Genomic DNA, 25,331 nt, shown 5'->3' on the forward strand with positions numbered 1-25,331 from the left:
TCCTGCATGCCGCTTCTTCCACAGGAAGTGATCGCCAGAAAACGCGACGGTCTGGAACTCGATACACCCGATATTGCCGGTTTCGTCGCCGGGCTCACCTCCGGCGCTGTCAATGACGCGCAGGCCGCCGCCTTTGCCATGGCCGTCTATTTCCAGAACATGACGCGTAATGAGCGCGTGGCGCTGACCCTCGCCATGCGCGATTCAGGCCGCGTGCTCGATTGGTCCGATCTCGATGGCCCCACGATCGACAAGCACTCGACCGGCGGAGTGGGCGATAACGTGTCCCTCATGCTCGCGCCGATCCTGGCCGCCTGCGGCGCCTACGTTCCCATGATTTCCGGCCGCGGTCTCGGACACACCGGCGGCACGCTCGACAAGTTCGATTCCATACCTGGCTATATGACCAATCCCGACATCGACACCCTGCGCCGGGTGGTCAAGGACGTGGGGTGCGCCATTATCGGCCAGACCGATGATCTCGCCCCCGCCGACCGGCGGCTCTATTCCATCCGCGACGTCACAGCGACTGTCGAAAACATCTCGCTCATTACAGCCTCCATCCTCTCCAAAAAGCTCGCCGCCGGGCTAGATGCTCTCATCCTCGACGTCAAGACCGGCTCGGGCGCCTTCATGAAGACGCTCGAGGATTCCGTCGGGTTGGCCGAAAGCCTGGTATCGGTCGCCAATGGAGCGGGGCTGAAAACCGGTGCGCTGATCACCGACATGAACCAACCGCTCGCCTCTGCGGCGGGCAATTGGCTGGAGGTGAAAAACGCCATCGATTTCCTCACCGGCGCCTATCGCGACCCGCGCCTCGAAGAGGTAACGCTCGCCCTTTGTGCCCACGGACTGATCCTCGGGGGTATGGCGCTCGACTATGATGACGGGTTTATCCGCGCCAAAATAGCACTCGATAGCGGTGCTGCCGCCGAGAAGTTTTTTGCCATGGCAAATGCGCTGGGATCCTGGCACGATTTGGAAAAATATGTGCCCGGTCCAGTGGGTGTGGTAAGGGAAGTGTATGCTGCGTCCATTGGGCGTGTGGTCCGGATCGATGTACGTGCCTTGGGCATGGCGGTGGTCGTTCTTGGGGGAGGACGCACCGATCCAAATCAGAAGCTCGACTACCATGTGGGCTTTGATCGCCTCGCCGGCATCGGCATGAAAGTCGACCCGCAAACCCCCATCGCCCGCATCCATGCCCGGGACGAGGCCACTGCCGCAGCGGCCGAAAGGCGCCTTCTCGCGGCTTACGTGATCGATGAGGATGCGCCTGAACATCCGGTTATCTATAGTGAAATTCTTCCCAAGGGAGGCCAGTGATGCCCCGCGCCATTTTATGTCTGCTCGATAGTTTCGGCATCGGTGGTGCCCCCGACGCCGCCGATTTCGGCGATGCAGGGGCCGACACCCTCGGCCACATCGCCCAGGCCTGCGCCGATGGCCGTGGCGATATCGAGGGCACCCGTAAGGGTATGTTATATCTATCAAATCTCGACGGTCTCGGCCTCGGCGCCGCAGCCGAGCTCTCCACCGGCACGGTCCCGCCCGGCCTGAGCAACACCCCCCTCGGCGGGCGTTGGGGCGTTGGGCGCGAAGTCTCGATCGGCAAGGACACTCCGTCCGGCCACTGGGAAATCGCCGGTGTCCCGGTTCCCTTCGCATGGGGCTACTTCCCTAACGAAAATCCGGCTTTCCCATTGGAATTGCTTGCAAAAATCTACGAAGCGGCAGGACTTGAAGGCTCCCTTGCCAACACCCACGCCTCCGGCACGCAGATCATTGAGGATTTCGGTGAAGAGTCAATTCGCACCGGAAAACCCATCTTTTATACTTCGGTGGACTCAGTCTTCCAGATCGCCGCCCACGAGGAGCATTTCGGCCTCGAAAACCTCTACGCGCTCTGCGAAACGGTCTTCAAGTTCACAGCCCCCCTAAAGGTCGGTCGCGTCATCGCCAGACCTTTCCTCGGCGAGGACGCCAACAGCTTCAAACGCACTGGAAACCGGCGCGATTTCGCCATCGATCCCCCCGAAGATACGGTGCTCGATCGCCTCAAATCGGCCGACCGGCAGGTCTATGCCATCGGCAAGGTCTCCGACATCTACGCAGCGCGCGGCATTACCCACAAGATCAAGGCATCGGGCAACATGGTGCTGTTCGACCGCACGCTCGAAGCCATGGATATGGCAACCGATGGCGCTCTGATTTTCACGAACTTCGTTGATTTTGATACAGAATTCGGTCACCGGCGCGACCCGGGCGGCTATGCGGACGCCCTCGAACAGTTCGATCGCCGTCTCCCCGAACTCATCGCCAGGCTCCGCGACGACGATCTTCTGGTCATCACCGCCGATCACGGCAACGATCCAACCTGGCCCGGCACCGACCACACGCGCGAACAGGTGCCAATCCTGTTATTTAGCCGCGCTTTGGACAAGGGCAGCATTGGCCTGCGCCCCGTTTTGTCCGATATTGGCGAAACAATTGCCCACTGGCTGGGCATCGCGCCGGGCAAGCACGGCTCCAGCGCCCTATAACCATAAACAAAGAGCGGCCTCATGCAGAACCTGACCATCGTCGATCACCCCCTTGTCCAGCACAAGCTCACCATCATGCGCTGCAAGGACACCTCGACCGCCAGCTTCCGCAGGCTTCTGCGCGAGATCGCGCATCTTCTATGCTACGAGGTCACTCGCGACCTTGAGGTCGAATATATCGATATCGAAACCCCCGTCGGGCCCACCCGGGCTCCAACCCTCAAGGGAAAAAAACTCGTATTCGCCTCGATTCTGAGGGCCGGTGAGGGGCTTCTGGCTGGCATGCTCGATCTGGTTCCTTCGGCACGCGTCGCCCATATCGGGCTTTACCGGGACCCCGAAACCTTGGAGGCTGTCGAATACTATTTTAAGGCACCCTCAGACGCCGCCGACCGGTTGGTGATCGTCGTGGACCCTATGCTGGCAACAGCGAACTCTGCCATTTCGGCGGTACAAAAACTCAAGGATCGTGGGGCCAACAATATCCGCTTCCTGTGCCTGCTGGCCGCGCCAGAGGGGGTGGAGCGGTTTACAACAGCCCATCCCGATGTGCCGATCTTCACGGCCAGCATGGATGAAAAGCTCAATGAGCATGGCTACATAGTTCCGGGTCTGGGCGACGCGGGCGATCGGATGTACGGCACACGCTAGCTTTTGAGCGGCAATCCAAGACCGACAAGCTCGGCCCTGAGCGCCTCGGGCGATGAAAAATGGATCGCCTCCATGCCGACCGCGCGGGCCGAAACCACATTGGCCTCGTTGTCGTCGATAAAGACACAGGATTCCGGCGCCAATCCATAGCGGTCGCAAAACAGACGGAAGATGCGGGGATCGGGCTTGACCATTTTTTCAAGTCCCGAGACCACCACCCCGTCGAACTTTTCGAGAAAGCTCCACTCGTCGAGCACCGAAACCCATTTCTCCCATGAGAAATTGGTGATCGCAAAGGTCGGGATTTCCGCTTCGATCAACTCGTTGTGGATATCGACTGTGCCCTGGAAAATGCCGCCGATGGTCTCTTTCCAACGGGTGTCATAGGCCCCGATTTCACGCCAGTAGCGGGGGAAGCGGGTAATCAGCCTGGCCACGCCTTCGGCATAGATATCCCCGGCATCGAACTCAAGGTTCCAATCCTTGGTGCAGATGGTGTCGCCAAACCACCGCGCCTCTTCTTCGGTCGCAAACAGCTTGCGGAACAGATACATCGGATCCCAGTCGACAAAGACGCCGCCAAGATCGAAAACGGGAATGAGGGGGTCGGACATCGCTATCGCTCCAGGGTTCGATCGATGTCATGTCAGGCAGATGCGTGATTTGCAACCACCCATGGCGCTGGCGCGCTGAGACAAGAGAAAAGGGCGATCCGGTATTTGCGGGCGTCGCGGCAAGGGCTGCTGGCTGAGGCTAGCAGCGCCAACCCCAACACCCGCCACCCCATCCACCGGGGCCGCCCCATCCACCGCCAGGACCGCCTGGTCCATCGTCATCGCCATCGCCAGCGGAACCGCCATCATCCTCTCCGGATTCTTCATCCTCGTCGCCTGCGACGTCGTCGACGACATCGTCCACCGCATCGACAACATCTTCGATGAGCCCTCCGCCGGTCGGAGAGCCGTCCGGTGGAAAACCGAATTCGCCGACGTCCTTGCGGGTTACGTGAAGGGAACGCTGCCCGAGGGGGACTGTGCTGTTAAAGACGGTTCCGAACATGGGAGAATAATCGTAGCTTACTTCGGCAACCACCACATAGCGCTCATCTGAAAGCGTCAGCAGGTCGCTTGGCAACTCATATGTCTCTCCGTTGCTGGCGTCGATCTCCCAATTGCGCGCGGTCGCGCCGGTTACTTCGGTAGAACTGCCGTTCACTTCGACGATGGTCAGCCGAAGCTTCGTGTTCTCGAAGTCAAACGGGCGCATGATTGCGATTCCGGATTGAAAGAACGCATGAACCTCGTCGCGTGTGATTGAACCTTCCTGGGCCACCAGATCCGATACGGTGGAGGCGACCTGGCCCAGTTTACGGTCAATGGCCAGGCCCTGCGTTACGTCTGTTGCCCCCAGATAGCTCAGCAACAGGATGGGCACGATCAGCGCGAACTCGACTGCCGCTATTCCCTTCTGGTTGCGGAGTAATCTGGCCAATGCCCCGGCTATGCCCTGTCGCGGTTCGTACATGATCAGAAGGGCTCCGTTCGAAAGACGTGCGTCGCGGCCAGAAGGCGCTTGCCATCGGCTGTCTGTCCGGCATTCAGGCCCGGAATATTGAAGAATGTCGGCCATTTGTAATAGGCCTCAATCATCATGGTTTCGAGCGGCCCTGCTTCGGTGTAAAAATTGTCCATCGTCCATTCGCCCGTGTCGGTGTCGATGGGTCCGGACATCGAAAAGCTGGCGAAATCGTCGATAGGGCGCACCGACATACGCACCTGTTCGCAATCGAAGATGCCATACAGGCGCCCGCAGAGCGCTTCCCTATAGTCGGCTTCCGAGGAAATATAGGCCGATTGCCCAGTACGGATCAGCCGCGAGGAGTCGATAACCGCTGTGTCGAGGGCATAACCTGCAAAAAAGGCGAGGGCGGTTTCCAACGTTGCCCCAATCAAGGCAAGAAACGCCGGACCGACAATCGCAAATTCGATGGCTGTCACTCCCCGATCGGACAGGGCAAAACGGCGCGCCAACCTGCGGGCCAGCCATTTCCGTCTCGATAATCGTGTTGCGGTAGTCCCCATGCCCGCGCTCCGTCTGAAATCGCTGGGCACAATACGCAAAGCTCTCCTAACCAATAGTTAGGGTTTGGATCGCGTGACCGCGCATCTGAGGCCACGGTAAACCGGACCTTAAGGAGCTGGGGAGATTTCGACCTATCGGCTGGCCGCGCTGTCGATGATGGTGCTCGAAGAGACCACGTCCGAGGTATAGCTGGTGTCGTCGCCCAGCATGATAACGGGCTGGCAATTGGGTGCGCACGCCATAGATGTCCGCTGGGCGCCCATAAACACGGTAACGGTGTCGGAGGTGAGTTGGGCCACTTCGACAATGGTATCGGCTATGGGGTCGCCATTGGAATCGAGGATGATCATGTTGGTCCGGCCAAAGCTCTTGCCGGTCAGAATCAGGGTCTGGGGGTCCTGTATGGTGACATCGGCGATTGCCGGGTTGCCGATAATCACCGTGGCAGCTGGCGCGTTGATACGAAGCACCCGGGCCATGTTGGTATTGACAGTAACCGTAATGGCGTCAGCCGAAATGGCATCCTGGTCCTGAGCGATGGCGGGACCAAGGCCATATCCACTGATTAATAATACTGCAGCAATCAGGGTGCTGCGCAATTGACCCGGCATGACTGGCTTCCCGTCCCGATTGGCATGGTTACCCGATCATGGACGGCAATGGTTACGATTTGGCAAACGTGAGCGGGTCCGGCGTCGGTATATATATTGAGTTGATTGCGGCGATAATAGTTAGCGATTTACAAGTCAGTTAAACCATTTGCTAGTCATATTGAGTATTGGCTTTGAACGGCCGGTTTTGAGCCTTGAGATTAACTCTATTTCAACTGGCCGGGACTAGCTTTGCCCCATGTTCGATGTGTGACGCGTCGAACGATGCAGTCACTTGAGGACGCACGAACAAGGAGCTTAGTCATGAACCTTTTTAAGAAATTCATCGCCGATGATTCCGGCGCTACTGCCATCGAATACGGCCTCATCGCGGCGCTCGTTGCCGTTGTGGTCATTGCGGCCCTGACACTGCTCGGCGGGCAACTGACGGACACCTTCTGTAGCATTGCCGATAGCCTTGCTGGCGAAGGCGGGGCCGGCGGAGATTGCGCGGCAGAGGGATAAGCCACCGTTACTGGCATTTGAAAAACATTGGAGGGCCCGAATTTCGGGCCCTCTTCTTTTGGGTTTGTTAAGTCGACTGCACTAGGCTGACGCATAGATGTAACTTGGGGTCGAAGAGGGCGCCGACCATGTTTGATAGGTTCATATCCGATCAGAGAGGGGCGACATCAATCGAGTATGCCTTGATCGCATCTCTGATTTCGATTGCCATTATCGGAGCTTTATTGGCATTCCAAGGCTCAATGAGCGGCATGTTCCAGTATATTTCGGATAGTATCACGTCCAGTCTAGCATCCAACGGTTAGCAGATTTGTTGCTGTAATGAACACGACACTCGCCCTCATCTTCCCAACACTTATGGCGTTGGCTGCCTGTTCAGATCTGCTCACGATGCGCATTTCCAACGTGCTCGTGGCCGCTGTCGTTGTCGGCTTCATCATCGTTGCCCTGATTGTGGGCATGAGCCCGACCCTGATCGGCATGCATCTGGCCGCCGGCGCACTGGTACTGGCCGTCACTTTCACCCTGTTTGCTCTGGGCTGGATCGGTGGCGGGGATGCAAAGCTGGCGGCTGGGATCGCCATGTGGATGGGCTTTGAGTTCATGCTGCCCTTTCTTCTTTACGCGGCCGTTCTGGGCGGTGTTTTGACCTTGGCCCTTGTCATCGGTCGCCGCTGGGTGCTACCGGCCCCGCTCCTGAGTGTTGGCTGGATACAGCGCCTGCACCATCCCAAGACCGGGGTGCCCTATGGTATTGCTCTGGCGATCGGTGCCATGCTGATCTATCCCCAGACCCTGATCTATGAGCGTCTGGTCACCAATCAGGCTGTCCAGCAGACCCTGCTCGATCAACTGGGCACACTTTGAAGTCTTGCCGGGCCGTCGCCGTGCGCTCGTTGAGCACAAGGTTTCGCGTTGGGCAGGAAGCTCTTCCTCTAAACCATTGGTTAACCTTTGCAAAAAAGCATCAATTAACCAAGTTTTGACCCTTTACCGGCAATAGTTGCCCCATCAGGCCGTAAGCGCATCCAAAATATGGCGCGCCAAGGCTGATCGTTGCGGGGGCTCAAAGCGCTGAGGCGTGCTGTCTCCCGAAAACAATGCAGGTGCCGCGACAGGCATGGGCTAGTGGGAGTGTAGGGTCAGATGAAACCGGCGCGTATTCTGCTCATCGTGGTTGCCATCGTCGCGGGCGGGCTCGCGGCGTTCCTGGCGACACGCGGCAACAATCCCCGACCGCAAGAGACCGAATCCGCGGCGCTCGAAGTGCAAACCGAGGCGCGCGCCCAGGTTCTGGTCGCGACGCGGGCAATCGGCCTCGGACAGCGCCTGACCGAAGCGGACGTGGGCTGGCAGGATTGGCCCGAAGGCGGGGTGCGCTCCGAATTCATCACAGCCGGTACCGTACCCGATGCGCCCCAGCAGGTGACGGGCTCTGTGGCCCGCTTCGAATTTTTCGCCGGCGAACCGATCCGCGAAGCCAAACTCGTCAATTCGACCCAAGGCTATCTCTCGGCGGTCATCGGACAAGGCATGCGGGCCGTGTCGGTCTCGGTAAACCCTGATTCGGCGTCGGGGGGATACATCGTGCCCAACGACCGTGTCGATGTCGTTCTCACCCCTTCGGGCGGCGATTACTCCGAAACCATCCTTTCAAATGTTCGCGTTCTGGCAATTGGAACACGGCTCGGTGAGGTCGGTACGACCGGCGGGCAGGTCGATCCCGATAACCCCTCTTCCCAGGTCTTTGAAAAAGCCGAGATCGCCACGCTCGAGCTCACGCCTGCCCAGTCGGAAACCATTTTGCAGTCCGGGTCCGTGGGGCGGCTGGCGCTTGTTCTGCGCTCGGTTGTCGATTTCGGGCAGACCGCAGCGGACGATCATGGCGGCAGCCAGACCGTACGGCTCGTCCGCTACGGACAGTCCCAATCCGTTACATCCAGCGCGCAACGTACTACTCCGTCCTCCGGCACGTCGGTCTCGGCTCTGGACAATCCAGCCGATCCAACGGTGCCGGCCCAGCCGTTGTCGCCCGTCATCGAGGTCAGATAGATGCTCTTCGTTCCGAAACAGCCTTTCGCCGCTCGAGTTGATCTGATGCGAGCCCTGTTTGCAGGCTTGCTGCTGGCCACCCTGTTTGGTGCCACACAGGCCCTGGGGGCCACTTCGCCGCATCTGCGAATTGCCCAGAGCGAGCTGGGGCGCACCCAATACGTGGAAATCGGGGTCAATAAATCGATCATCATCGATCTGCCGGTTGAGGCCGGAGAGGTTATCGTCTCCCAGCCAAACGTGGCTAACGCCCTGATGCGGACACGGACCCGTGCCGTCATTCAGGGCATGGCCCCCGGCGAAACCAATATTTTGTTCCTCGATTCCTCGGGTGCAGGCATTGCGGTGATCGAGATCTCGGTTGCCCAGGACTCCTCGGGCCTTGCGGCAACCATCAATCGGCTGCTGCCTGGCTCTCGCGTTCAGGTGCAGTCCTTTGCCAATTCTGTCATTCTTTCGGGCGATGTTCAGTCCGGCGATGACATGGAAAAGGCAGTTGCCATCGCCGCGCAATATGTGGGCGGAGAAGCCAATGTCACTTCCGTCATCAACGTTGCAGGCGGTCAGCAGGTCGCGCTCAAAGTCGTAGTCGCCGAGATCAAGCGTGACGCGGCGAAAGCTCTGGGAATCAATCTGTCCGGTTCGCTCTCGGTTGGCGCGCTTAACCTGGGCATAAATTCGGATCCCACAATCGGCGATACCGCAGGCAGTTATTCAGGCGATTTCAGCCAGGGCAATTTCTCCATCGACGCTTCGCTGCAGGCGTTGCAGAGCCAGAACGCCCTGCGCCTTCTCGCCGAACCGGTGCTTACGGCAATGTCGGGGCAAGAAGCCAATTTCCACGTCGGCGGTGAGTTGCCGATCCGCGTCGTCACCGACGGTGAGGAAAGCTACGACTACAAGGAATATGGCATAAAGCTCAATTTCACACCGACCGTGCGCTCGAATGGATTGATCGCGCTCGATATAGATACCGAGGTCTCCGAAATCTCCGATACGATTTCGGGTGCCCTCAATTCGCGCAGCGCGTCCACTTCGGTGGAACTTCCGGCCTACCAGACCCTGGCAATCGCAGGATTGCTCGAAGAGCGCACACGGCGCCAGATCAATGAATTGCCTGGGCTCGGCAACATCCCCATTCTCGGTGCGCTGTTCCGGTCCTACGAATACAGCACGTCCCAGACCGAACTGGTGATCCTGGTCACGCCGGTGATTGCCCAGCCAAGTGTGGCACCGGTGGCCACGCCGGACGATTTCTACGAGCCCTCGTCAGATGCAGAAGCCATGTTCCTTGGGCGCATGGAGAACATGTACGGGGTCGGCGGCGCGGGGGGCGGACAGTTCCGTGGTTCCGTTGGCTTCATGCTCGATTGATCCCTTCGCTCCGGCATCACCGCCGGCGCGCCCTTTTTGAGACGTCCCGCTTGGGGTAGAAACGATGACCTTTATCGACAACGACGATCGTGCAAATGCATCCGAGGCGCCCACCGAGACCGTAAGCGGGGCACGGCTGATCCCGCGCATAACGATCCAGGCTTTCTGTGAGCACTCCCAGACCGCTCAGATCATCGAAGACACGACGCACGACCGGCGAATGTCTAAGGTGGCCCTCACGACCCACAATGGCGGCTTGGAAGGGGCGGTTGAAACTTACCGCACAAATCCCACGCCGAACCTGATCATCGTTGAAACCACGCTGCCCGCGGACCAGATCGAAAGCGCTCTGGGAAAACTGGCGGAGGTGTGTGACGCCTCGACGCGCGTCATCGTCATCGGCCACGTCAATGATGTCATGCTCTATCGCAGCCTGATCCGCGCCGGTGTTTCCGAATATCTGGTCATGCCGTCCTCGAGCGCGACAATCATCAACGCCATAACCGATCTTTTTGCATCGGAAGGCGCAGCACCGATCGGCCGCTCCATGGGCTTTATTTCGGCCAAGGGCGGTGCCGGCGGATCCACCATCGCCCATAACGTTGCCTGGGCCATCGCCCGCTCGATCCGCCAGGACGTTCTTGTGGTCGATCTCGACCTGCCCTTCGGAACCGCCGGGCTCGACTTCAATCAGGATCCGCCGCAAGGCATTGCAGATGCCATCTATGCCAGCGACAAGATGGACGCTGTGATGCTCGATCGTCTGATGAGCAAGGCGGCAAATCACATTTCGCTGCTCGCTGCACCGGCCACCCTCGACAGAGCCTACGATCTCACAGAGCGCAGCTTCGAACAGGTTATCGAACTCAGCCAGAAAACCGTACCCGTTGTCATTCTCGACATACCGCATCTGTGGACGGGCTGGGTGCGCCATACTTTGGCTGCTGTCGATGAGGTGGTGATTGTGGCCGAGCCAGACCTGGCCAATTTGCGAAATGCCAAGGCGATCGCCGATGCGGTCAAGGCCATGCGCCCGAGCGACAGCGACCCCATTATCGTGGTCAACAAAACGGGTATCTCCAAGCGTCCGGAAATCCCCGCGGCGGAGTTCGCTTCATCGATCGAATGCCATCTCGCTGCCCAGATCGGGTTTGAGCCGGCCCTGTTCGGGACCGCCGCCAACAACGGCCAGATGATTGCGGAGGTCTCGGGGACTCACAAGGTCAACGGCATTTTCCGCACGCTTGGACTGGAACTGACCGGGCGGTCCGGCGCCGAGGCGGGCAGCCGCCCCTCCGGAATCCGGCTCCCCGATCTGTTTCGCATGCGCAAGCGGGCGTAATTACAAGGAAGGCTTTAAACGATGTTCGGCAAGCGTGCGAGTTTCGGTGGCAACACCCAGCCGGCTCCGAGTCGCCCCGCGCCTCCTCCCGAGACTCAGGAGGTTGAACGCGCCCGCGAGCAGTCGGCGATCGCGACGTCCGAAGCCCAACGAACGACACGAATCGAAGAGGGTGTCGACAACGTCGAACCCAATGGGCGCGACAAGAACTACTTCCAGACCAAGTCCTCGATCTTTTCGGCCCTGATCGATTCCATCGACCTGTCTCAACTCGCCGCAATGGATCAAGATTCTGCGCGTGAGGAAATTCGCGACATCGTCGCCGAAATCATCGCGCTCAAGAATTTCGTCATGTCGATTTCCGAGCAGGAAGACCTGCTCGACGATATCTGCAATGACGTTCTTGGCTATGGTCCGCTCGAACCGTTGTTGGCCCGCGACGACATCGCCGATATCATGATAAACGGCTCTCAGCGCTGCTATATCGAAGTCAGTGGCCGGGTGAAGCTGACCAATGTGCGCTTCCGTGACGATGCGCACCTGATGAATGTGTGCCAGCGCATTGTGAGTCAGGTGGGCCGTCGCGTTGACGAGTCCTCTCCCATATGCGACGCGCGCCTGCCCGATGGCTCTCGTGTCAACGTCATCGCGCCGCCGCTTTCGATCGATGGGCCAACGCTCACCATTCGTAAGTTCAAAAAGGACAAGCTGACCCTGCCGCAGCTGGTCAAGTTTGGCTCGATTTCTCCCGAGGGTGCCGAAGTGCTGCGCGTTCTGGGCCGCGTGCGGGCCAACGTTCTGATTTCCGGCGGTACAGGTTCGGGCAAGACCACTCTGCTCAACTGTCTGACTGCCTTCATCGACAAAGACGAACGCGTCATCACCTGCGAGGATTCGGCCGAACTGCAGCTCCAGCAACCCCATGTAGTGCGCCTTGAAACCCGCCCGCCCAATCTCGAGGGCGAGGGCGAGGTCACCATGCGCGAGTTGGTCAGGAACTGCCTGCGCATGCGTCCCGAGCGGATCATCGTCGGCGAAGTCCGTGGCCCTGAAGCGTTCGATCTTCTCCAGGCCATGAACACCGGCCATGACGGCTCCATGGGTACGCTGCACGCCAACTCGCCGCGCGAAGCCCTTTCCCGTCTTGAATCGATGATAACCATGGGCGGGTTCGCGCTGCCCAGCCGCACCATTCGCGAGATGATCGTGTCGTCGATCGATGTGATCGTCCAGGCCGCTCGCCTGCGCGATGGTTCGCGCCGCATCACCCATATTTCAGAGGTGCTCGGCATGGAAGGCGACGTCATCGTCACCCAGGACGTGTTCCTCTATGACATCATGGGCGAAGACGCCAACGGGGCCCTCCTCGGTCGCCACCGCTCGACCGGCATTACCAAGCCCCAGTTCACCGAAAAAGCCCGCTACTTCAACGAGGAAATGGCGCTGGTCGAAGCGCTGGAGCGGGCAAATGTCGAACAACACGAACTGATGCGTTGACCATGAGCCCAATCGTCCTCGGCATTCTTGTCCTGGTTTGCGTTGGAGCGCTTGGCGTTGCCTTCGTGCCTGCGCTGGCGGGGTCCAGTCGGGCTGACAAACGCATGAAAGCCTTGCAGGCCGACGTTCAGGTGCGCCGTCAGACCGTTACCGCCGACAAGACCAGAGAAACGCGCCGCCGCACGGTGCAGGATGCACTCAAGCAGCAATCCGATCAGCTCAATGCGCGCCGCGCCAAAAAGACCCTGAAACACAGAATATTTCAGGCCGGGATCAAGACCACCTTCAAGGTCTGGGTGCGCAATTCGATTATTTTGGGCGTCGCTCTGTTGGTAATCCTGGTCGTGGTGCAGGTGCCGCTGCCCTTTGCCGCGGTCATTGCGGCCGCGGGTGCATATGTCCTGCCCAATATCTATCTCGGCTGGCGTCGCAAGAGGTATCAGGCCGCCTATCTCGACGAATTGCCGAACGCCGTCGAGGCCATCGTTCGCGGCGTCCGGGCCGGCATGCCGCTCAACGACTCCATTCGGCTCGTCGCCCGGGAGGTCAAGCAGCCGGTGCGATCGGAATTCATGCGCGTTCTCGATCAACAGTCCGTCGGCAAGAGCATGGCCGAAGCGGTGCCTGTACTTTTTGATCGCGTGCCGTTGTCCGAGGTCAACTTCTTCATCGTTGTCATTACCGTCCAGCAGCAGTCGGGCGGCAACCTTTCCGAGGCGTTGTCAAACCTCGCCATCGTCCTGCGCAACCGCAAAAAGATGAAAGCGAAGGTCAAGGCGATGAGTTCGGAGGCCAAGGCCTCGGCGATGATTATCGGCGCCCTGCCTGTTTTCGTTATCGGTGCTGTATCCGTGATCAGTCCCGGCTACCTGGCGCCGCTCTTTACCACCAGTGTCGGTACGATCTGCCTTGGTGTTGCCGCGGGTATGATGATGACGGGTGTGTTCGTCATGAATCGTATGATCCAGTTCGACTATTAGGGAAGATTTGCGCGTGAGCCTCGCTGACCAGATCGTCAATCCCGACTTTCTCATCGCAGTTTTTGCGGCCATTTCGGCTGCTGCGATCGTCTTTACGTTCGGCTCCCAGATATTCGAGCGCGTCGAACGCAAGGACCGCATCAAGAAGGTGGCCATAGAGCGCGAACAGATGCGGGCGCGTGAAATGGCCCGTTTGCGCAATCAGGCCGATGGTAAGGAAGGCGGGAGGGGCAACATTCGCGGTGCCGATGCCCGTACCTATATGAAGTCCACAGTCGAGCGGTTTTCGCTCCAGAAGGCATTTGTGGACGAGAACACGATGGACCGCCTTGCTCAGGCAGGCCTGCGTGGCCAGGGCGAACTGACAAAGCACCTGTTCGTGCGTTTCGTTGCTCCCTTTCTCTTTTTTGCGCTCGGTGCTTTCTATCTCATTTTCATTACGCCCGGCGACCGCCCGCTCTTTCTCAATATAGTTTATGCCGTGGGCGTGGGGTTGGTCGGGGCTTACATCCCCGTTCTGATGCTGCGCAATAAGATTCAGAAACGCCAGCGCTCGATTAAGAAGGCGTGGCCCGATGCGCTTGATCTCATCCTTCTCTGCGTTGAATCGGGCATGTCGATCGAGCACGCCATAAAGCGGGTTGCCAAGGAAGTCGGGCTTCAAAGTGTTGAACTCGCCGAGGAAATGACCCTCACGACGGCTGAACTGTCCTTTCTTGAAGATCGGACCCGCGCCTATGACAATCTTGCCCGGCGCACCGGACTCGACGGCGTGCGTTCGGTGATGACGGCGCTCATCCAGGCCGAGCGCTACGGCACCTCGGTGGGACAGGCGCTCCGCGTCATGGCCGAAGAAGGGCGAGACGCGCGCATGATGGAAGCCGAGAAAAAGGCGGCCGCGCTGCCGCCCAAGATGACCGTCCCCCTGATCGTCTTCTTCCTGCCGGTTCTCTTTATCATCATCATGGCGCCGGCCATCATCACCGTCACCTCGCTCTGACGGGACAGCAGCGGGGCCCGGCTCAGGCAGGCGTGTCGTTTTGGATGGCTTGCCAGCGATCCTGCTGGGTCAGCAGCGCGCGGATGTAATCCATATTGGCTTGAACCTGCTCGGGCGGCAATTCTGCGGCATAGAGGGCGCGTGCGTCCTCGAACCGGCCCTGCAGACCGAGGACGAGCGCCAGATTCTGCCGCACCTTTGAGGTTGCGCCGGGCAGGGCTGCCGCCTGACGTAAATGGGTTTCGGCCTGGATGAGCTCACCCGTCATGGCGTAGGAAAGCCCCATATTGGCATGTAGCCGTGCTTCGTTGGGTGCCAGAAGCAGCGCTTGCGTATAAGCCTGCCTCGCTTCTGCGGGCCGTCCCATCTGATCGAGAATGGCGCCACGCACAGAAAGCGCGTCCCAGTCGGGTGTTACGGGATTCATCGCATTGTCCACAACCCGCAGAGCCTGCTCGAAGCGGCCGGCAGCAGACAGCGCCTTGGCATAGGCAAGGCCCAACTCAGGATCGCCTTGATGAACCGACATGAGATTTTCGAGCACAGTGACGGCAGGCTCGACCTGGCCCGCGGCCCGAAGGGCGGCAGCATAGTGGATGCCGAGCACCTTGTTGCGTGGATCCTGGGCATAGCGCTGGGAGAGATCGGCCACGCTTGACTGGATCTGCGGTCCGGAAAGATTTGCGTAGTCGGCGTTCAACGCTCCGGATCGATTGGTGGCGCATCCAGCCAGGGCGATGGTAGCGACACCCGCCAGCAACACCAAACCAAATTTGCCCATTCCAACTCCCGGCGCCCTGCGCTCGCGCGTACCTGATCCGTTCAAGAAGTAATTCATTAACCCTAACGCCGGGTTAAACCCGTCCCACATCGATTGCGGTCCCGGAGGCCAGCGGATACAAACGGGACACATCCAGCCTCGGAGTTTTTCATGCCCAAATCCCTGCCCATCATCTGTGTTGCCGAAAACGGCGTCGACGCGGCCAGTCTCAGCGAGACGCACAAGGCCTGGGCACGGAGCAATGGTTTTGCCGGTCAATCGGGCAGGCTGCTGGCCTTGCCCGATACCGAGGGAAAAATAGAGACCTACCTTTTCGGCCTTGGCCCAAAGAGTAACCGTTCGGCGCTGGTCCTTGGCCTTGCCGCATCGGCGCTTCCGTCGGGCACATACCGGCTGGAGGGCGATTACGGCGACCCGACGCTGGCGGCCCTGGGTTTCCGGTTGGGGGCATATGGCTTCGACCGCTATACCAAGGCCAAGGATCGGCCGGTGCTGGAGCTTCCCGAGGGGGCCGACGCCGCCGAGATCGAAAACCTTGTCACCTCGGCATTCATCGCGCGCGATCTGGTCAACATTCCGGCCAATGACCTTGGCCCTGACGCGTTTGAGGCGTGGATCACCGATTTTGCAGGAACCCACAATGTTCCGACCAAGGTCGTGCGCGGCGATGACCTGCTGGCGCACAATTTTCCGATGATCCATGCGGTTGGTCGAGCCAGCGGCCAGGCGCCCCGGCTTGTAGATTTTTGCTGGGGTGATGCAGCGCATCCCAAGCTGACACTGGTGGGCAAGGGCGTCACCTTCGATACGGGCGGGCTCAATATCAAGCCCGGCAGCTCCATGGCGCTGATGAAAAAGGACATGGGCGGTGCCGCTAACGTGCTTGGGCTCGCCAACGCCATAATGACGGCCGGCCTCAAGGTACGCTTGCGTGTTCTGATCCCGGTGGTCGAAAATTCCATCGCCGGCAATGCCTTCCGGCCCGGTGACGTGCTGCCCTCTCGCAAGGGGCTGACAGTCGAGATTGGCAATACCGATGCCGAAGGGCGACTGATCCTTGCCGATGCTTTGGCACTAGCCGACGAGGAAAGCCCTGACCTCATCATCGACATGGCGACGCTGACCGGTGCGGCTCGTGTAGCGCTTGGCCCGGATTTGCCGCCTGTCTATGCCCGCGATGAGGCCTTTGCAAAAACGCTCGTGGAGCACGGCATGGCGATCGACGATCCGCTGTGGCCCATGCCGCTCTGGAACGGCTATGACAAATTGCTTGCCTCAAAGATCGCTGACGTCAATCACATATCAACCGGCGGGTTGGCGGGATCGATCACCGCTGCCCTCTTTCTCAACCGGTTCATCAAACCCGAGACCGAATGGATGCATTTCGACATTTTTGCATGGGCGCCAGAAGCGCGGCCCGGCCGTCCATATGGCGGCACCGACCAAGTCATAAGGGCGCTTTATGGTGCGCTCAAGGCTCGCTACGGTCAGTAGCCCCGGCCCCGGTCGACGACATTGCGCAATGGCTTGCCGGCCGCATGGTCGGCAATGATCTGTGAGAAATAGCGCACACCACTGTGCTCGTTCGATATCGCCGCGATATGGGGTGTGATGAAACAGGTCTCGATCTCCCAGAGCGGACTGGTGCGGGGCAGCGGTTCTGTTTCGAAGACGTCGAGACTGGCGGCGCCCAGCGTACCATCCTTGAGCGCAGCAACGATGTCGGCTTCCTTCTGGTGCCCGCCACGGGCCGCATTGACAAGAACGGGCCCGCCCACAAGTCTGCCGCGGCGCAGTGCCTTGAAAGTTTGCATGTTCAAGATGCCGCGCGTTTCCTCGGTAAGCGGCAACAGGCAGACCAATATGTCGGTAGCTGCCAGAAAGTCCATAAACCGTGTGTCACCGGCAAACCCTTCAACGCCCTCGATCGACTTGGCAGAGCGGCTCCAGCCGTTAACGGAAAAACCGACGGCCCTGAGCTTTAGCGCGGCGTCGGTCCCCAGGACTCCCAGGCCCATGATGCCGACTGAAATTTCATGGCTGGCTGGGGGGTAGAGCTGGCTCCAGACTTTGGCTTTTTGGTGGGCCGCATAGCGTGTGAAGAGCCGCTGATGCATGGTGACCTGCGAGATCACATAGTCGCTCATGCAATGAGTGAGTTCTTCGTCGACAAACCGGATGACAGGCACTTCGGGCAGGGCGGGATGCTCGAGCAGGGCATCGACACCAGCGCCGAGGGAAAGGACCGCTTTGAGGTTATCGAGGCCCTCAAAAGCGTCGGTTGCCGGCTTCCAGACAAAGATGAATTCGATCTCGGCGGGGTCGAATGCATCGCTTCGCGTCACGACGCGATAACCGGGCATCGCCTCACGGAACCCTTTCGCCCAGCCCGCCTCATCGATGCCGGTCAAATGCAATAACAGCGCCATGAACCCTCCCCACCTGTCTTTAAAGAAAACGGCCGCACCAGATGGCGCGGCCGCAATTACATGTTCGCGTATGGCAAACGATCAGTTGGCTGTCGTTTCGGGCGCATTGTCCGATCCAGCCGCGCCCTCGACCGTATCACCCGCCGGCTGGCCTTGGCCGGAAGTGGTATCTTCGCTCTGCGGTGTGGGATCGACCTGCGGTTCTTCAGCGTCGATCACCACCGGGTCGTCCCCTTCGGCGGACTCCTCGAGATTGAGCTGCTCGACTTCATCGAGCACAGGCTGTTCGGCGGGAGCGTCTTCTGTCGCATCCGAACCACCAAGATCGATAGGATCGTCCGAAATCGAATTGAGGAAGACGATCAGCGCTGCGCGATCTTCGATATTGGCAAGTCCGGGAAAGCTCATGCGTGTGCCGGGAGCGAAATCGGCTGGGCTTTCAAGGAACGCGCTGAGATTTGCCGGCGTCCAGGTTTCACCTTCGGCGCCCAGTGAGGCCAGGGCATCTGAATAGGAGTAGCCCTCGTGATGAGCGATATCGGCCCCGACCACATTATGGATTCCTGGGCCGACGCGATTGGCGTTCGCCGGCGAATAATCGTGGCAGGCCTGGCAGCGAACTATCAATGCCTCGCCGTCCTCTGGTGTGACGGCCGCCAATGCAGCGGTCAATTCGTCTTCGACCGGCGCTTCATCACCGCCCTCGCCCTCGGCGAGTGCAGCTTCGTCTTCGGCAGGAGCCTCGGGAAGCGGGAAGGGATCGTCCGAATTTTCACGCAGGAATGTGATAAGATTGGCGCGATCTTCAGGGTTCGACAGGCCGGCAAAGCTCATCTTTGTGCCCGGCGCGTAATCGCGCGGGCTCTCAAGAAAGCCATCGAGATGTTCGTAGTCCCAGATTTCGCCATCGGCGCCCAGCGCTGCCAAGGCGTCCGAATAAGCGAATCCCTCATGGCTGGCGATCGGGTGGCCGACCACACCGTACAGGCCTGGTCCGGTGCGGTTCTCGTTTGCCGGAGAATAGTCGTGGCACGACTGGCACCGTGTGATCAGGTTCGCACCTTCTTCGGCAGAAGCGGTCTGCATGCGGGCAGCGATAGAAGGCACTTCAGGTGCCTCTTCGCCGCCGCCCTCACCTTCGGCAGCGGGCTCCGGCAGGTCGTAGCTTGCGCCGCGCCCTTCGATCGGAGCGTAAATCTCGTCAGCGATAAAGCCGACACCCATCACAAAGACCAAGGTGCCCAGGATGGCGCCAAAAATCTTGTTGAGTTCAAATGAATTCATAACCTCGGTCTCTCCGTACCGTTATCCCCGCCCGAGCGCCGGCAGCAGAACGCAAAATACGGGCCCTCGATCGGCGATCCGGGAAGCAGGGCGTTTCCACACCTGCGCCAAAGCCACGGATTCGACCGTCAAGCCCGCGCGCAGACCATATAATGGAAGCATCGGCCCACGCAACCGCCATAGGCCGGGTGCGACAATCCCGCAAGCCAAATTTTGCCATTCGTTCGTTCAATTGACACCCATTCGCCCGGAGGGTTAGGTGCGCCCGCATTCATTCTTTGGGACCACGCATATGTCACGCAAGATCGCCTTTCAGGGAGAATTGGGAGCTTTCAGTCACGCAACGGCTGTTGAACTGTTTCCTGATGATCAGCCGGTTCCCTGCGTGACGTTTGAACAGACCATCGCCGCCGTGCAGTCGGGCGATGCAGATTATGCGGTCGTGCCGGTCGAAAACTCCCTTTACGGCCGGATCACCGACATCCACCATATTCTGCCCGAAAGCGGGCTCTACATCATTGGCGAACATTACCTTCCCGTTCGTATGAACCTGCTGGGCGTGCGCGGTGCAACGCTATCGGACATTGAGGCCGTGCAATCGCTTTCGGTGGCGTTGGGGCAGTGCCGGAAATTTATCGCACGACATAAGCTGCGCACCATCAACTCGGTCGATACGGCCGGATCGGCTCGCGAAGTCGCAGAAAAGGGCGATCGAACGATCGCTGCCATCGCGTCGCGCTTTGCCGCTGAGACCTATGGGCTCGATGTTATTGCTGAAAACATTGAGGACGCCGCCCACAACACCACTCGCTTTCTGATCATGGCGCGCGAGCCGATTGCCCCCAAACCGAACGGCAAAAAAATCAAGACCACCTTTGTCTTCCGCGTCCGCAACGTTCCCGCCGCCCTCTACAAGGCCATGGGGGGGTTCGCGACCAACAGCGTCAACATGACCAAGCTCGAAAGCTACATGGTTGGCGGCTCTTTTACCGCCACTCAGTTCTACGCCGATATCGAAGGGCATCCCGAAGATCACAACGTCAAGCTGGCGCTTGAAGAACTGGGGTTTTTCTCCGATCACTTCAAACTGCTTGGAATTTATCCGGTGGCCGACTCCGCGCCGTGAAAGAGTCCCACTGACCACTTGCAAACCCGTTCCCGATGCAGCACATAGGGGACGGGAGGTTGGTGGCGGACGAACCGCTCGCCAACCGGGTCAGGTCCGGAAGGAAGCAGCCCTAACGAGTACGGCACGGGTCGTCGTCAGCCTCCTGCTCTAGAGCGCCATTGGGTAATGGCGCGGCAGTTTCCCCCAGCAACGGCCCGCGATGGTGACCCCTCAGACCCCAGCAACGCCCTATCAGGTTCTGGCCCGGAAATACCGGCCATCGAGCTTTGAGAGCCTTGTGGGGCAGGACGCGATGGTCCAGACGCTGGGCAACGCCTTTGCGACCGGTCGCATCCACCACGCTTTCATCCTGACGGGTGTGCGCGGCGTGGGAAAAACCACCACCGCCAGAATTCTTGCCCGCGCCTTCAATTACGCCGATGAAACCGGTGCGCATCCGACACTCGACCTCTCCAAGGAGGGTATCCACTGCGCCGAGATCATTGCCGGTACCCATGTCGATGTCATGGAAATGGACGCCGCATCCAATACCGGCATTGATTCCATCCGCGAAATCAACGCCATGACCCGCACGCCTCCGATGAGCGCACCCTATAAGGTGTTCATCATCGACGAAGTGCACATGCTCTCGACGTCGGCCTTTAACGGGCTTTTGAAAACACTCGAAGAGCCGCCGCCTTACGTTAAGTTCATCTTCGCGACGACGGAAATCCGCAAGGTCCCAGTGACCATTCTGTCGCGCTGCATGCGGTTCGACCTGCGCCGGATTTCGCCAGACGTGATGACGGGCTATCTCTCGGGACTGCTCGAAAAGGAGTCGATCGCTGTCGAGCCCGAGGCGCTGTCGATGATCGTGCGCGCCGGAGAGGGCTCTGTGCGCGATTGTCTTTCGCTCACCGACCAGGCCATAGCCCATGGCGGTGGAGCAATCAGCGTCCAGTCTGTCCGCGACATGCTCGGACTTGCCGACCGGGCACGCATCATCGATCTGTTTGAAAAGCTGATGGGCGGCGATATCGCCGGGGCACTCGACGACACGCGGGCGCTCTATGATTCTGGCGCCGATCCAACAACGATCATCACCGATCTGGCCGAGTTGACCCATCTGGTGACGCGCATCAAGATCGTGCCCTCGGCGGCCGAGGATCCGGTTCTTACCCCTGATGAGCGCAGTCGCGGCGCCGAGTTGGCCCAGAAACTCGCGCTGCGTGTGCTGACACGGACCTGGCAGATTCTATCCAAGGGTCTGAACGAGATTGCTCAGTCCGGCAACGGATTGCAGACCGCCGAAATGGTGCTGATCCGCCTTGCCTATGCCGCAGACCTGCCCAGTCCTGACGAACTGATCGAAAAGCTGACGAGCCAGCCAAACGGGTCTGGTCCCGCGCCGTCCGCCCCGGCGCCCAATGGTGGCGGTGGATATCAGGCTCGAGCGGTAGCGCCTTTGGCACCGCCCAGCGCTGCCGCTCAAACGGCCCCGCGGGCCGAGGCGCTTGCTGTACCGAAATCGTACGAGCAGATTGTCGCGTTGGCCGCCGAAAAACGCGATATCGCGATCAAGTATGCGCTGGAATCCGACATCAAGCCGGTGTCGTTCGAAGTTGGACGCATCGAGGTGGCACTCACGCCAACCGCCAATCCTTCGGTCGTATCTACCTTGTCGGCACGGCTCAAGGAATGGACCGGGCGGCCCTGGCTGGTGACCATATCGACCAGAGAGATTGCTGCACCGACCTTGCGCGAGGCGCGGCGTGCCGCAGAAGACCATGCCCGCGACGCCGCACTGGAAGACCCGATGGTTAAAGCGGTGATGGAAACCTTTCCCGGCGCCAGGCTGGTGAACATTAAGTCGCGACCAGACCTGACCAGCGAGTTGGAAACGGCAGCGGACGATTTCGAAACTCCCGTTGATCCGGAGGAAGACGAATGAAAGATCTCATGGGCATGATGAAAAAGGCCCAGGAATTCCAGCAACGCGCCCAGGAAATTCAGTCCGAGGCGGCTGCTCACCTTGTTGAAGGCACCGCAGGGGCGGGGATGGTCACGGTGACCATGACCGCCAAGGGTGATTTGCAGGGGCTCAAGATCGATCCCTCGCTGTTCAAGCCAGACGACGCCGAAATCGTCGAAGACCTGATTGTCGCTGCTCATGCTGATGCACGGCGCAAGGGCGAAGAATTCATGCAGCAGAAAATGAGCGAAATGACCGAGGGACTCCCGATCCCGCCGGGCATGAAGTTCCCCTTTTAGGGATAGTTGCAGAATGGCGAACACCTCCGGCGGGCCGGAAATCGAACAGCTCATCCAGCTTCTTTCGCGCCTGCCGGGGCTGGGCCCACGATCGGGCCGCAGGGCCGTGCTGCATCTGATCAAAAAAAAAGAGCAGTTGATGATCCCGCTCGCCGCTGCACTCGACCGCGCCGTCGATGCGGTTAAGGTTTGCCAGACCTGCGGCAATATCGATACCATTTCACCTTGCACGATCTGCGCCGATCCGCGCCGGGCCGAGACCGGTCTGCTCATAGTCGTAGAGGACGTGGCCGACCTCTGGGCCCTGGAACGCGCAGGAATCGGGATGGTGCGCTATCATGTGCTTGGTGGTGTGCTTTCGCCGCTTGACGGTGTTGGTCCGGACGATCTTTCGATCGACCAACTGATCCGCCGCGCACCCGACTATTCCGAAGTTGTTCTGGGGATCAATGCCACTGTCGAGGGACAGACGACGGCGCATTACATCACCGACCGCCTTGCCGGCAATGGCGTGACCATTACCCGTCTGGCCCATGGGGTGCCGGTTGGTGGCGAACTCGATTATCTCGACGAAGGCACGCTCAGTCAGGCACTCAAGGCTCGCACCCGGTTTTGAGCGCCACTGTTTACAGGTTGCTAACGGTAATGAAGGCGTGAGGGCGCACCGCAGCATAGACTACTAAAGTTTGTTTACGTATTTGCCTCATATCCTGTCCCAAAAGCTAGGGACGGGCGGATTTAATATGAGCGAAGTTCTTTCAACCCTATACCACCAGCACGATATCCGGCTGGTGATCCTTGCCGCTTTCATCTGTGCGCTCTCCTCATTTGCCGGTGTATCAATTCTGACCCATGCCCGACGTGCGGTCGGCGTGGTGCGAACCGTCTGGTTGGCGATTGCTGCCGTTTCCGTCGGCTTTGGCATCTGGGCCACGCACTTTATTGCCATGCTCTCTTTCGATGTCGGTTTCCCGGCCGGCTATGACGTCGGCTTGACGCTGGCATCGCTTTTGATTGCCATCGCCGTCTGCGGCGCGGGGCTGGTTGTGGCCGGCATGAGCCGCCGGCGTTCTGACCTGATTTTGGGTGGTGCCATCGTGGGACTCGGCATCTCCGCCATGCACTACACTGGTATGCGGGCGCTCGAAATCGGCGGTGAAATATCCTGGGACCCCGGTCTTGTCGCGGGCTCGGTAATTTCCGGCATGGTTCTCGGTGCAGCCGCGCTGCGCATCGGTGTGAGCCGCAACCCACGCGTGAGAGTTTTCGGAGCGGGGCTCTTGACCCTTGCAATATGCTCGATGCATTTCACCGCGATGGGCGCAGCCGGGTTCGCCAATTGCTATGCAATCGCGACGTCAGGTGAAATCAGCCCGGGCGTGCTTTCGCTGATCGTTGGCGTGGTGTCGATACTCATCCTGCTGGCGGCGCTGGGCAGCCTCTATCTCGATCTGCGTGACAGAAGGCGGGCCGCGGCCGAGGAAAGCCGCATGCGCGGGCTGGCCGATGCCGCGGTCGAAGGGCTCGTTGTCTGTTCGGACCGCACCGTCGTTACGGTCAATGCCGCCTTCCAGCGCCTTGCCGGCAGGAAAGGCAAAGATCTATCGGGTCGAGCGATCGATGAATTTCTCGCACCGACTGGCTGCTTAGCCATATTTGAGAATGCGAACGAACTCATTGAAACCGAACTCACCGCGCTCGACGGCGAGCGGATCCCGGTCGAAGTTGTCATGCGTGAAGTCGATTTTGGCGGGAGCCTTCACCGCGCCATTGCAGTGCGTGACCTGCGGGCCCGCAAGCGGGCCGAGCACCATATCCGATTTCTCGCCCATCACGATGCCATGACCGGACTTGCCAATCGTGCAAGTTTCAACACGCGGCTCGATAATGAAATCGCCCGCGCTCGCCTCGCGGGTCAAACGCTTGCGGTGCTCTGCCTCGATCTCGACCGTTTCAAGGAAGTCAACGATCTGTTTGGTCACGCGGCTGGCGATGCGCTGCTGCAGCGCGTGGCGGGGCTGATCGAGGGCGGATTGAAGGGCAGCCAGTTTGCCGGGCGTCTGGGCGGTGACGAATTTGCCGTCATCCTTCCGGACGTAGGGTCGATCGACAATGCCTCGGCACTTGCCCAGGACATGCTCGGCATGTTCGCGCGGGCCAACCGTGAAAACGGTGATGGGACGGTCATTTCCGCTTCAGTTGGCATCGCGGTCTATCCCGAACACGCAGAAGACGCCGAACAGCTGATGACCTATGCCGATACGGCGCTCTATTGTGCCAAGGCCGAAGGTCGGGGGACGCATCGGCTGTTCGAGAGTCAGATGGGCGTTCAGGTGCGTGACCGGCGCCTGCTCGAGCACGATTTGCGCGGAGCCTTTGTCAGCCAGCAGCTTTCACTCGTTTATCAGCCCCAGGTCGATCTCGAAAGTGGGGAGGTTTCCGGATTCGAAGCTCTCGTTCGCTGGACCCATCCTGAGCGCGGCGCGGTTCCGCCCTCTACCTTTATTCCCATTGCCGAAGAAACCGGGCTGATTCTGCAATTGGGTGAATGGGTCATGCGGACGGCCTGCATCCAGGCCGCAAGCTGGACGGCTCCGCTGATGATTGCGGTCAACGTTTCGGCTGTGCAGTTGCATGCCCCAAATTTCGTCGCGTTCATCGAAAGGCTGCTGGCCGAAACCGGTCTGGCTCCTGAACGGCTGGAAATCGAGATCACCGAAACCGCGATGATTCGGAACATGAACCGGGCACTGGCCAATCTGCGGCAGATTGAATAGCCCCGAGTTTCGTGGACACCCTCGGGTTAGTTTTCCTGCTGTCGT

At 59.6% G+C, this 25,331-nt stretch carries 25 protein-coding genes and 1 other RNA gene; 19 read left to right on the forward strand and 7 right to left on the reverse strand.

All coding sequences use genetic code 11. The features are described 5' to 3' along the window. Positions 1–6 precede the first annotated feature (6 nt). Genes deoA through upp form a run of 3 tightly spaced genes read left to right on the forward strand, consistent with a single transcriptional unit; the run spans position 7 to position 3,194 of the window. Positions 7–1,326 (forward strand): thymidine phosphorylase, encoded by a 1,320-nt coding sequence (gene deoA / locus AACZ55_RS02280; protein WP_339642605.1) that lies wholly within the window; start codon positions 7–9, stop codon positions 1,324–1,326. Beyond that, on the forward strand, positions 1,326–2,543 hold the full coding sequence (locus AACZ55_RS02285; RefSeq protein WP_339642607.1) for a phosphopentomutase: 1,218 nt from the start codon (positions 1,326–1,328) through the stop codon (positions 2,541–2,543). The genes deoA and AACZ55_RS02285 overlap by 1 nt, the downstream gene beginning before the upstream one ends. 21 nt (positions 2,544–2,564) lie before the next feature. Next, a complete protein-coding gene (gene upp / locus AACZ55_RS02290) occupies positions 2,565–3,194 on the forward strand; it encodes a uracil phosphoribosyltransferase (RefSeq protein WP_338607989.1) in 630 nt (209 codons plus the stop codon). Here upp and AACZ55_RS02295 read toward each other — a convergent pair. The 4 genes from AACZ55_RS02295 to AACZ55_RS02310 form a co-directional block, all read right to left on the reverse strand. Continuing rightward, positions 3,191–3,808 (reverse strand): HAD family phosphatase, encoded by a 618-nt coding sequence (locus tag AACZ55_RS02295; protein ID WP_339642610.1) that lies wholly within the window; start codon positions 3,806–3,808, stop codon positions 3,191–3,193. The genes upp and AACZ55_RS02295 overlap by 4 nt on opposite strands. A gap of 139 nt (positions 3,809–3,947) precedes the next feature. Further along, entirely contained in the window at positions 3,948–4,718 is a 771-nt protein-coding gene (locus tag AACZ55_RS02300) for a TadE/TadG family type IV pilus assembly protein (RefSeq protein ID WP_339642612.1), read from the reverse strand. A 2-nt stretch (positions 4,719–4,720) separates the two neighbouring features. After that, entirely contained in the window at positions 4,721–5,275 is a 555-nt protein-coding gene (locus tag AACZ55_RS02305; protein WP_338607986.1) for a TadE/TadG family type IV pilus assembly protein, read from the reverse strand. A 132-nt stretch (positions 5,276–5,407) separates the two neighbouring features. Next, positions 5,408–5,887, reverse strand: a complete 480-nt coding sequence (locus tag AACZ55_RS02310) for a pilus assembly protein N-terminal domain-containing protein (protein ID WP_339642614.1) — start codon at positions 5,885–5,887, stop codon at positions 5,408–5,410. Between the two features lie 303 nt (positions 5,888–6,190). Between AACZ55_RS02310 and AACZ55_RS02315 the strand changes: the two genes are divergently transcribed. From AACZ55_RS02315 to AACZ55_RS02355, 9 genes are all read left to right on the forward strand, one after another. Continuing rightward, on the forward strand, positions 6,191–6,391 hold the full coding sequence (locus AACZ55_RS02315; protein WP_339642616.1) for a Flp family type IVb pilin: 201 nt from the start codon (positions 6,191–6,193) through the stop codon (positions 6,389–6,391). A 128-nt stretch (positions 6,392–6,519) separates the two neighbouring features. Next, positions 6,520–6,696 (forward strand): Flp family type IVb pilin, encoded by a 177-nt coding sequence (locus AACZ55_RS02320; RefSeq protein WP_339642618.1) that lies wholly within the window; start codon positions 6,520–6,522, stop codon positions 6,694–6,696. Between the two features lie 16 nt (positions 6,697–6,712). Next, positions 6,713–7,258, forward strand: coding sequence for a prepilin peptidase (locus AACZ55_RS02325; RefSeq protein WP_339642620.1), 546 nt, complete (start codon positions 6,713–6,715; stop codon positions 7,256–7,258). A 279-nt stretch (positions 7,259–7,537) separates the two neighbouring features. Next, complete coding sequence (gene cpaB / locus AACZ55_RS02330) at positions 7,538–8,443, forward strand: Flp pilus assembly protein CpaB (RefSeq protein WP_339642623.1); 906 nt, start codon at positions 7,538–7,540, stop codon at positions 8,441–8,443. A gap of 45 nt (positions 8,444–8,488) precedes the next feature. Further along, on the forward strand, positions 8,489–9,817 hold the full coding sequence (locus tag AACZ55_RS02335) for a type II and III secretion system protein family protein (RefSeq protein WP_338607981.1): 1,329 nt from the start codon (positions 8,489–8,491) through the stop codon (positions 9,815–9,817). Between the two features lie 64 nt (positions 9,818–9,881). Further along, on the forward strand, positions 9,882–11,159 hold the full coding sequence (locus AACZ55_RS02340) for an AAA family ATPase (RefSeq protein WP_339642626.1): 1,278 nt from the start codon (positions 9,882–9,884) through the stop codon (positions 11,157–11,159). A 21-nt stretch (positions 11,160–11,180) separates the two neighbouring features. Next, positions 11,181–12,656: a CpaF family protein gene (locus AACZ55_RS02345; protein ID WP_338607979.1), complete on the forward strand. Its 1,476-nt coding sequence runs from the start codon at positions 11,181–11,183 to the stop codon at positions 12,654–12,656. A gap of 2 nt (positions 12,657–12,658) precedes the next feature. Continuing rightward, the gene (locus AACZ55_RS02350; RefSeq protein WP_338607978.1) at positions 12,659–13,636 is read left to right on the forward strand and encodes a type II secretion system F family protein; all 978 of its coding nucleotides are present in this window, start codon (positions 12,659–12,661) and stop codon (positions 13,634–13,636) included. 7 nt (positions 13,637–13,643) lie between these two features. Next, on the forward strand, positions 13,644–14,636 hold the full coding sequence (locus tag AACZ55_RS02355; RefSeq protein WP_339642631.1) for a type II secretion system F family protein: 993 nt from the start codon (positions 13,644–13,646) through the stop codon (positions 14,634–14,636). 22 nt (positions 14,637–14,658) lie between these two features. On the opposite strand, the gene AACZ55_RS02360 is transcribed toward AACZ55_RS02355, so the two are convergent. Beyond that, positions 14,659–15,417 (reverse strand): tetratricopeptide repeat protein, encoded by a 759-nt coding sequence (locus AACZ55_RS02360; protein ID WP_339642634.1) that lies wholly within the window; start codon positions 15,415–15,417, stop codon positions 14,659–14,661. A gap of 150 nt (positions 15,418–15,567) precedes the next feature. Between AACZ55_RS02360 and AACZ55_RS02365 the strand changes: the two genes are divergently transcribed. Further along, positions 15,568–16,911, forward strand: a complete 1,344-nt coding sequence (locus AACZ55_RS02365) for a leucyl aminopeptidase family protein (protein WP_339642637.1) — start codon at positions 15,568–15,570, stop codon at positions 16,909–16,911. Here AACZ55_RS02365 and AACZ55_RS02370 read toward each other — a convergent pair. Together AACZ55_RS02370 and AACZ55_RS02375 are read right to left on the reverse strand one after the other, a co-directional pair. Next, positions 16,905–17,846 carry a glyoxylate/hydroxypyruvate reductase A gene (locus AACZ55_RS02370; RefSeq protein ID WP_338607974.1) on the reverse strand — a complete coding sequence of 314 codons (942 nt, stop codon included), beginning with the start codon at positions 17,844–17,846 and terminating at the stop codon, positions 16,905–16,907. The two genes, AACZ55_RS02365 and AACZ55_RS02370, sit on opposite strands and share 7 nt — an antisense overlap. Positions 17,847–17,927: 81 nt before the next feature. After that, a complete protein-coding gene (locus AACZ55_RS02375) occupies positions 17,928–19,130 on the reverse strand; it encodes a hypothetical protein (protein ID WP_339642641.1) in 1,203 nt (400 codons plus the stop codon). Positions 19,131–19,422: 292 nt separating this feature from the next. On the opposite strand from AACZ55_RS02375, the gene AACZ55_RS02380 reads away from it, so the two are divergent. The 6 genes from AACZ55_RS02380 (at position 19,423) to AACZ55_RS02405 (ending at position 25,286) form a co-directional block, all read left to right on the forward strand. Then, positions 19,423–20,256 carry a prephenate dehydratase gene (locus AACZ55_RS02380; RefSeq protein WP_338607972.1) on the forward strand — a complete coding sequence of 278 codons (834 nt, stop codon included), beginning with the start codon at positions 19,423–19,425 and terminating at the stop codon, positions 20,254–20,256. 54 nt (positions 20,257–20,310) lie between these two features. Further along, positions 20,311–20,405: signal recognition particle sRNA small type (gene ffs / locus AACZ55_RS02385), an RNA gene on the forward strand. Between the two features lie 53 nt (positions 20,406–20,458). Next, complete coding sequence (locus AACZ55_RS02390) at positions 20,459–22,189, forward strand: DNA polymerase III subunit gamma/tau (RefSeq protein ID WP_339642645.1); 1,731 nt, start codon at positions 20,459–20,461, stop codon at positions 22,187–22,189. Continuing rightward, on the forward strand, positions 22,186–22,509 hold the full coding sequence (locus tag AACZ55_RS02395) for a YbaB/EbfC family nucleoid-associated protein (protein ID WP_339642647.1): 324 nt from the start codon (positions 22,186–22,188) through the stop codon (positions 22,507–22,509). Before AACZ55_RS02390 ends, AACZ55_RS02395 begins: the two co-directional genes overlap by 4 nt. A 13-nt stretch (positions 22,510–22,522) precedes the next feature. Beyond that, positions 22,523–23,125, forward strand: coding sequence for a recombination mediator RecR (recR, locus tag AACZ55_RS02400; RefSeq protein WP_338607969.1), 603 nt, complete (start codon positions 22,523–22,525; stop codon positions 23,123–23,125). A 127-nt stretch (positions 23,126–23,252) separates the two neighbouring features. After that, the gene (locus tag AACZ55_RS02405) at positions 23,253–25,286 is read left to right on the forward strand and encodes a diguanylate cyclase (protein ID WP_339642651.1); all 2,034 of its coding nucleotides are present in this window, start codon (positions 23,253–23,255) and stop codon (positions 25,284–25,286) included. The last annotated feature ends 45 nt before the right edge of the window (positions 25,287–25,331 follow it).

The organism is uncultured Pelagibacterium sp., assembly GCF_963972885.1.
GTDB classification, from domain to species: domain Bacteria; phylum Pseudomonadota; class Alphaproteobacteria; order Rhizobiales; family Devosiaceae; genus Pelagibacterium; species Pelagibacterium nitratireducens.

Excerpts from the sequence above, each read along its gene's own strand:
- deoA (WP_339642605.1), top strand. The coding sequence starts at position 7 with ATGCCGCTTCTTCCACAGGAAGTGATCGCCAGAAAACGCGACGGTCTG.
- AACZ55_RS02285 (WP_339642607.1), top strand. The coding sequence starts at position 1,326 with ATGCCCCGCGCCATTTTATGTCTGCTCGATAGTTTCGGCATCGGTGGT.
- upp (WP_338607989.1), top strand. The coding sequence starts at position 2,565 with ATGCAGAACCTGACCATCGTCGATCACCCCCTTGTCCAGCACAAGCTC.
- AACZ55_RS02295 (WP_339642610.1), bottom strand. The coding sequence starts at position 3,808 with ATGTCCGACCCCCTCATTCCCGTTTTCGATCTTGGCGGCGTCTTTGTC.
- AACZ55_RS02300 (WP_339642612.1), bottom strand. The coding sequence starts at position 4,718 with ATGTACGAACCGCGACAGGGCATAGCCGGGGCATTGGCCAGATTACTC.
- AACZ55_RS02305 (WP_338607986.1), bottom strand. The coding sequence starts at position 5,275 with ATGGGGACTACCGCAACACGATTATCGAGACGGAAATGGCTGGCCCGC.
- AACZ55_RS02310 (WP_339642614.1), bottom strand. The coding sequence starts at position 5,887 with ATGCCGGGTCAATTGCGCAGCACCCTGATTGCTGCAGTATTATTAATC.
- AACZ55_RS02315 (WP_339642616.1), top strand. The coding sequence starts at position 6,191 with ATGAACCTTTTTAAGAAATTCATCGCCGATGATTCCGGCGCTACTGCC.
- AACZ55_RS02320 (WP_339642618.1), top strand. The coding sequence starts at position 6,520 with ATGTTTGATAGGTTCATATCCGATCAGAGAGGGGCGACATCAATCGAG.
- AACZ55_RS02325 (WP_339642620.1), top strand. The coding sequence starts at position 6,713 with ATGAACACGACACTCGCCCTCATCTTCCCAACACTTATGGCGTTGGCT.
- cpaB (WP_339642623.1), top strand. The coding sequence starts at position 7,538 with ATGAAACCGGCGCGTATTCTGCTCATCGTGGTTGCCATCGTCGCGGGC.
- AACZ55_RS02335 (WP_338607981.1), top strand. The coding sequence starts at position 8,489 with ATGCGAGCCCTGTTTGCAGGCTTGCTGCTGGCCACCCTGTTTGGTGCC.
- AACZ55_RS02340 (WP_339642626.1), top strand. The coding sequence starts at position 9,882 with ATGACCTTTATCGACAACGACGATCGTGCAAATGCATCCGAGGCGCCC.
- AACZ55_RS02345 (WP_338607979.1), top strand. The coding sequence starts at position 11,181 with ATGTTCGGCAAGCGTGCGAGTTTCGGTGGCAACACCCAGCCGGCTCCG.
- AACZ55_RS02350 (WP_338607978.1), top strand. The coding sequence starts at position 12,659 with ATGAGCCCAATCGTCCTCGGCATTCTTGTCCTGGTTTGCGTTGGAGCG.
- AACZ55_RS02360 (WP_339642634.1), bottom strand. The coding sequence starts at position 15,417 with ATGGGCAAATTTGGTTTGGTGTTGCTGGCGGGTGTCGCTACCATCGCC.
- AACZ55_RS02365 (WP_339642637.1), top strand. The coding sequence starts at position 15,568 with ATGCCCAAATCCCTGCCCATCATCTGTGTTGCCGAAAACGGCGTCGAC.
- AACZ55_RS02370 (WP_338607974.1), bottom strand. The coding sequence starts at position 17,846 with ATGGCGCTGTTATTGCATTTGACCGGCATCGATGAGGCGGGCTGGGCG.
- AACZ55_RS02375 (WP_339642641.1), bottom strand. The coding sequence starts at position 19,130 with ATGAATTCATTTGAACTCAACAAGATTTTTGGCGCCATCCTGGGCACC.
- AACZ55_RS02380 (WP_338607972.1), top strand. The coding sequence starts at position 19,423 with ATGTCACGCAAGATCGCCTTTCAGGGAGAATTGGGAGCTTTCAGTCAC.
- AACZ55_RS02390 (WP_339642645.1), top strand. The coding sequence starts at position 20,459 with ATGGTGACCCCTCAGACCCCAGCAACGCCCTATCAGGTTCTGGCCCGG.
- AACZ55_RS02395 (WP_339642647.1), top strand. The coding sequence starts at position 22,186 with ATGAAAGATCTCATGGGCATGATGAAAAAGGCCCAGGAATTCCAGCAA.
- recR (WP_338607969.1), top strand. The coding sequence starts at position 22,523 with ATGGCGAACACCTCCGGCGGGCCGGAAATCGAACAGCTCATCCAGCTT.
- AACZ55_RS02405 (WP_339642651.1), top strand. The coding sequence starts at position 23,253 with ATGAGCGAAGTTCTTTCAACCCTATACCACCAGCACGATATCCGGCTG.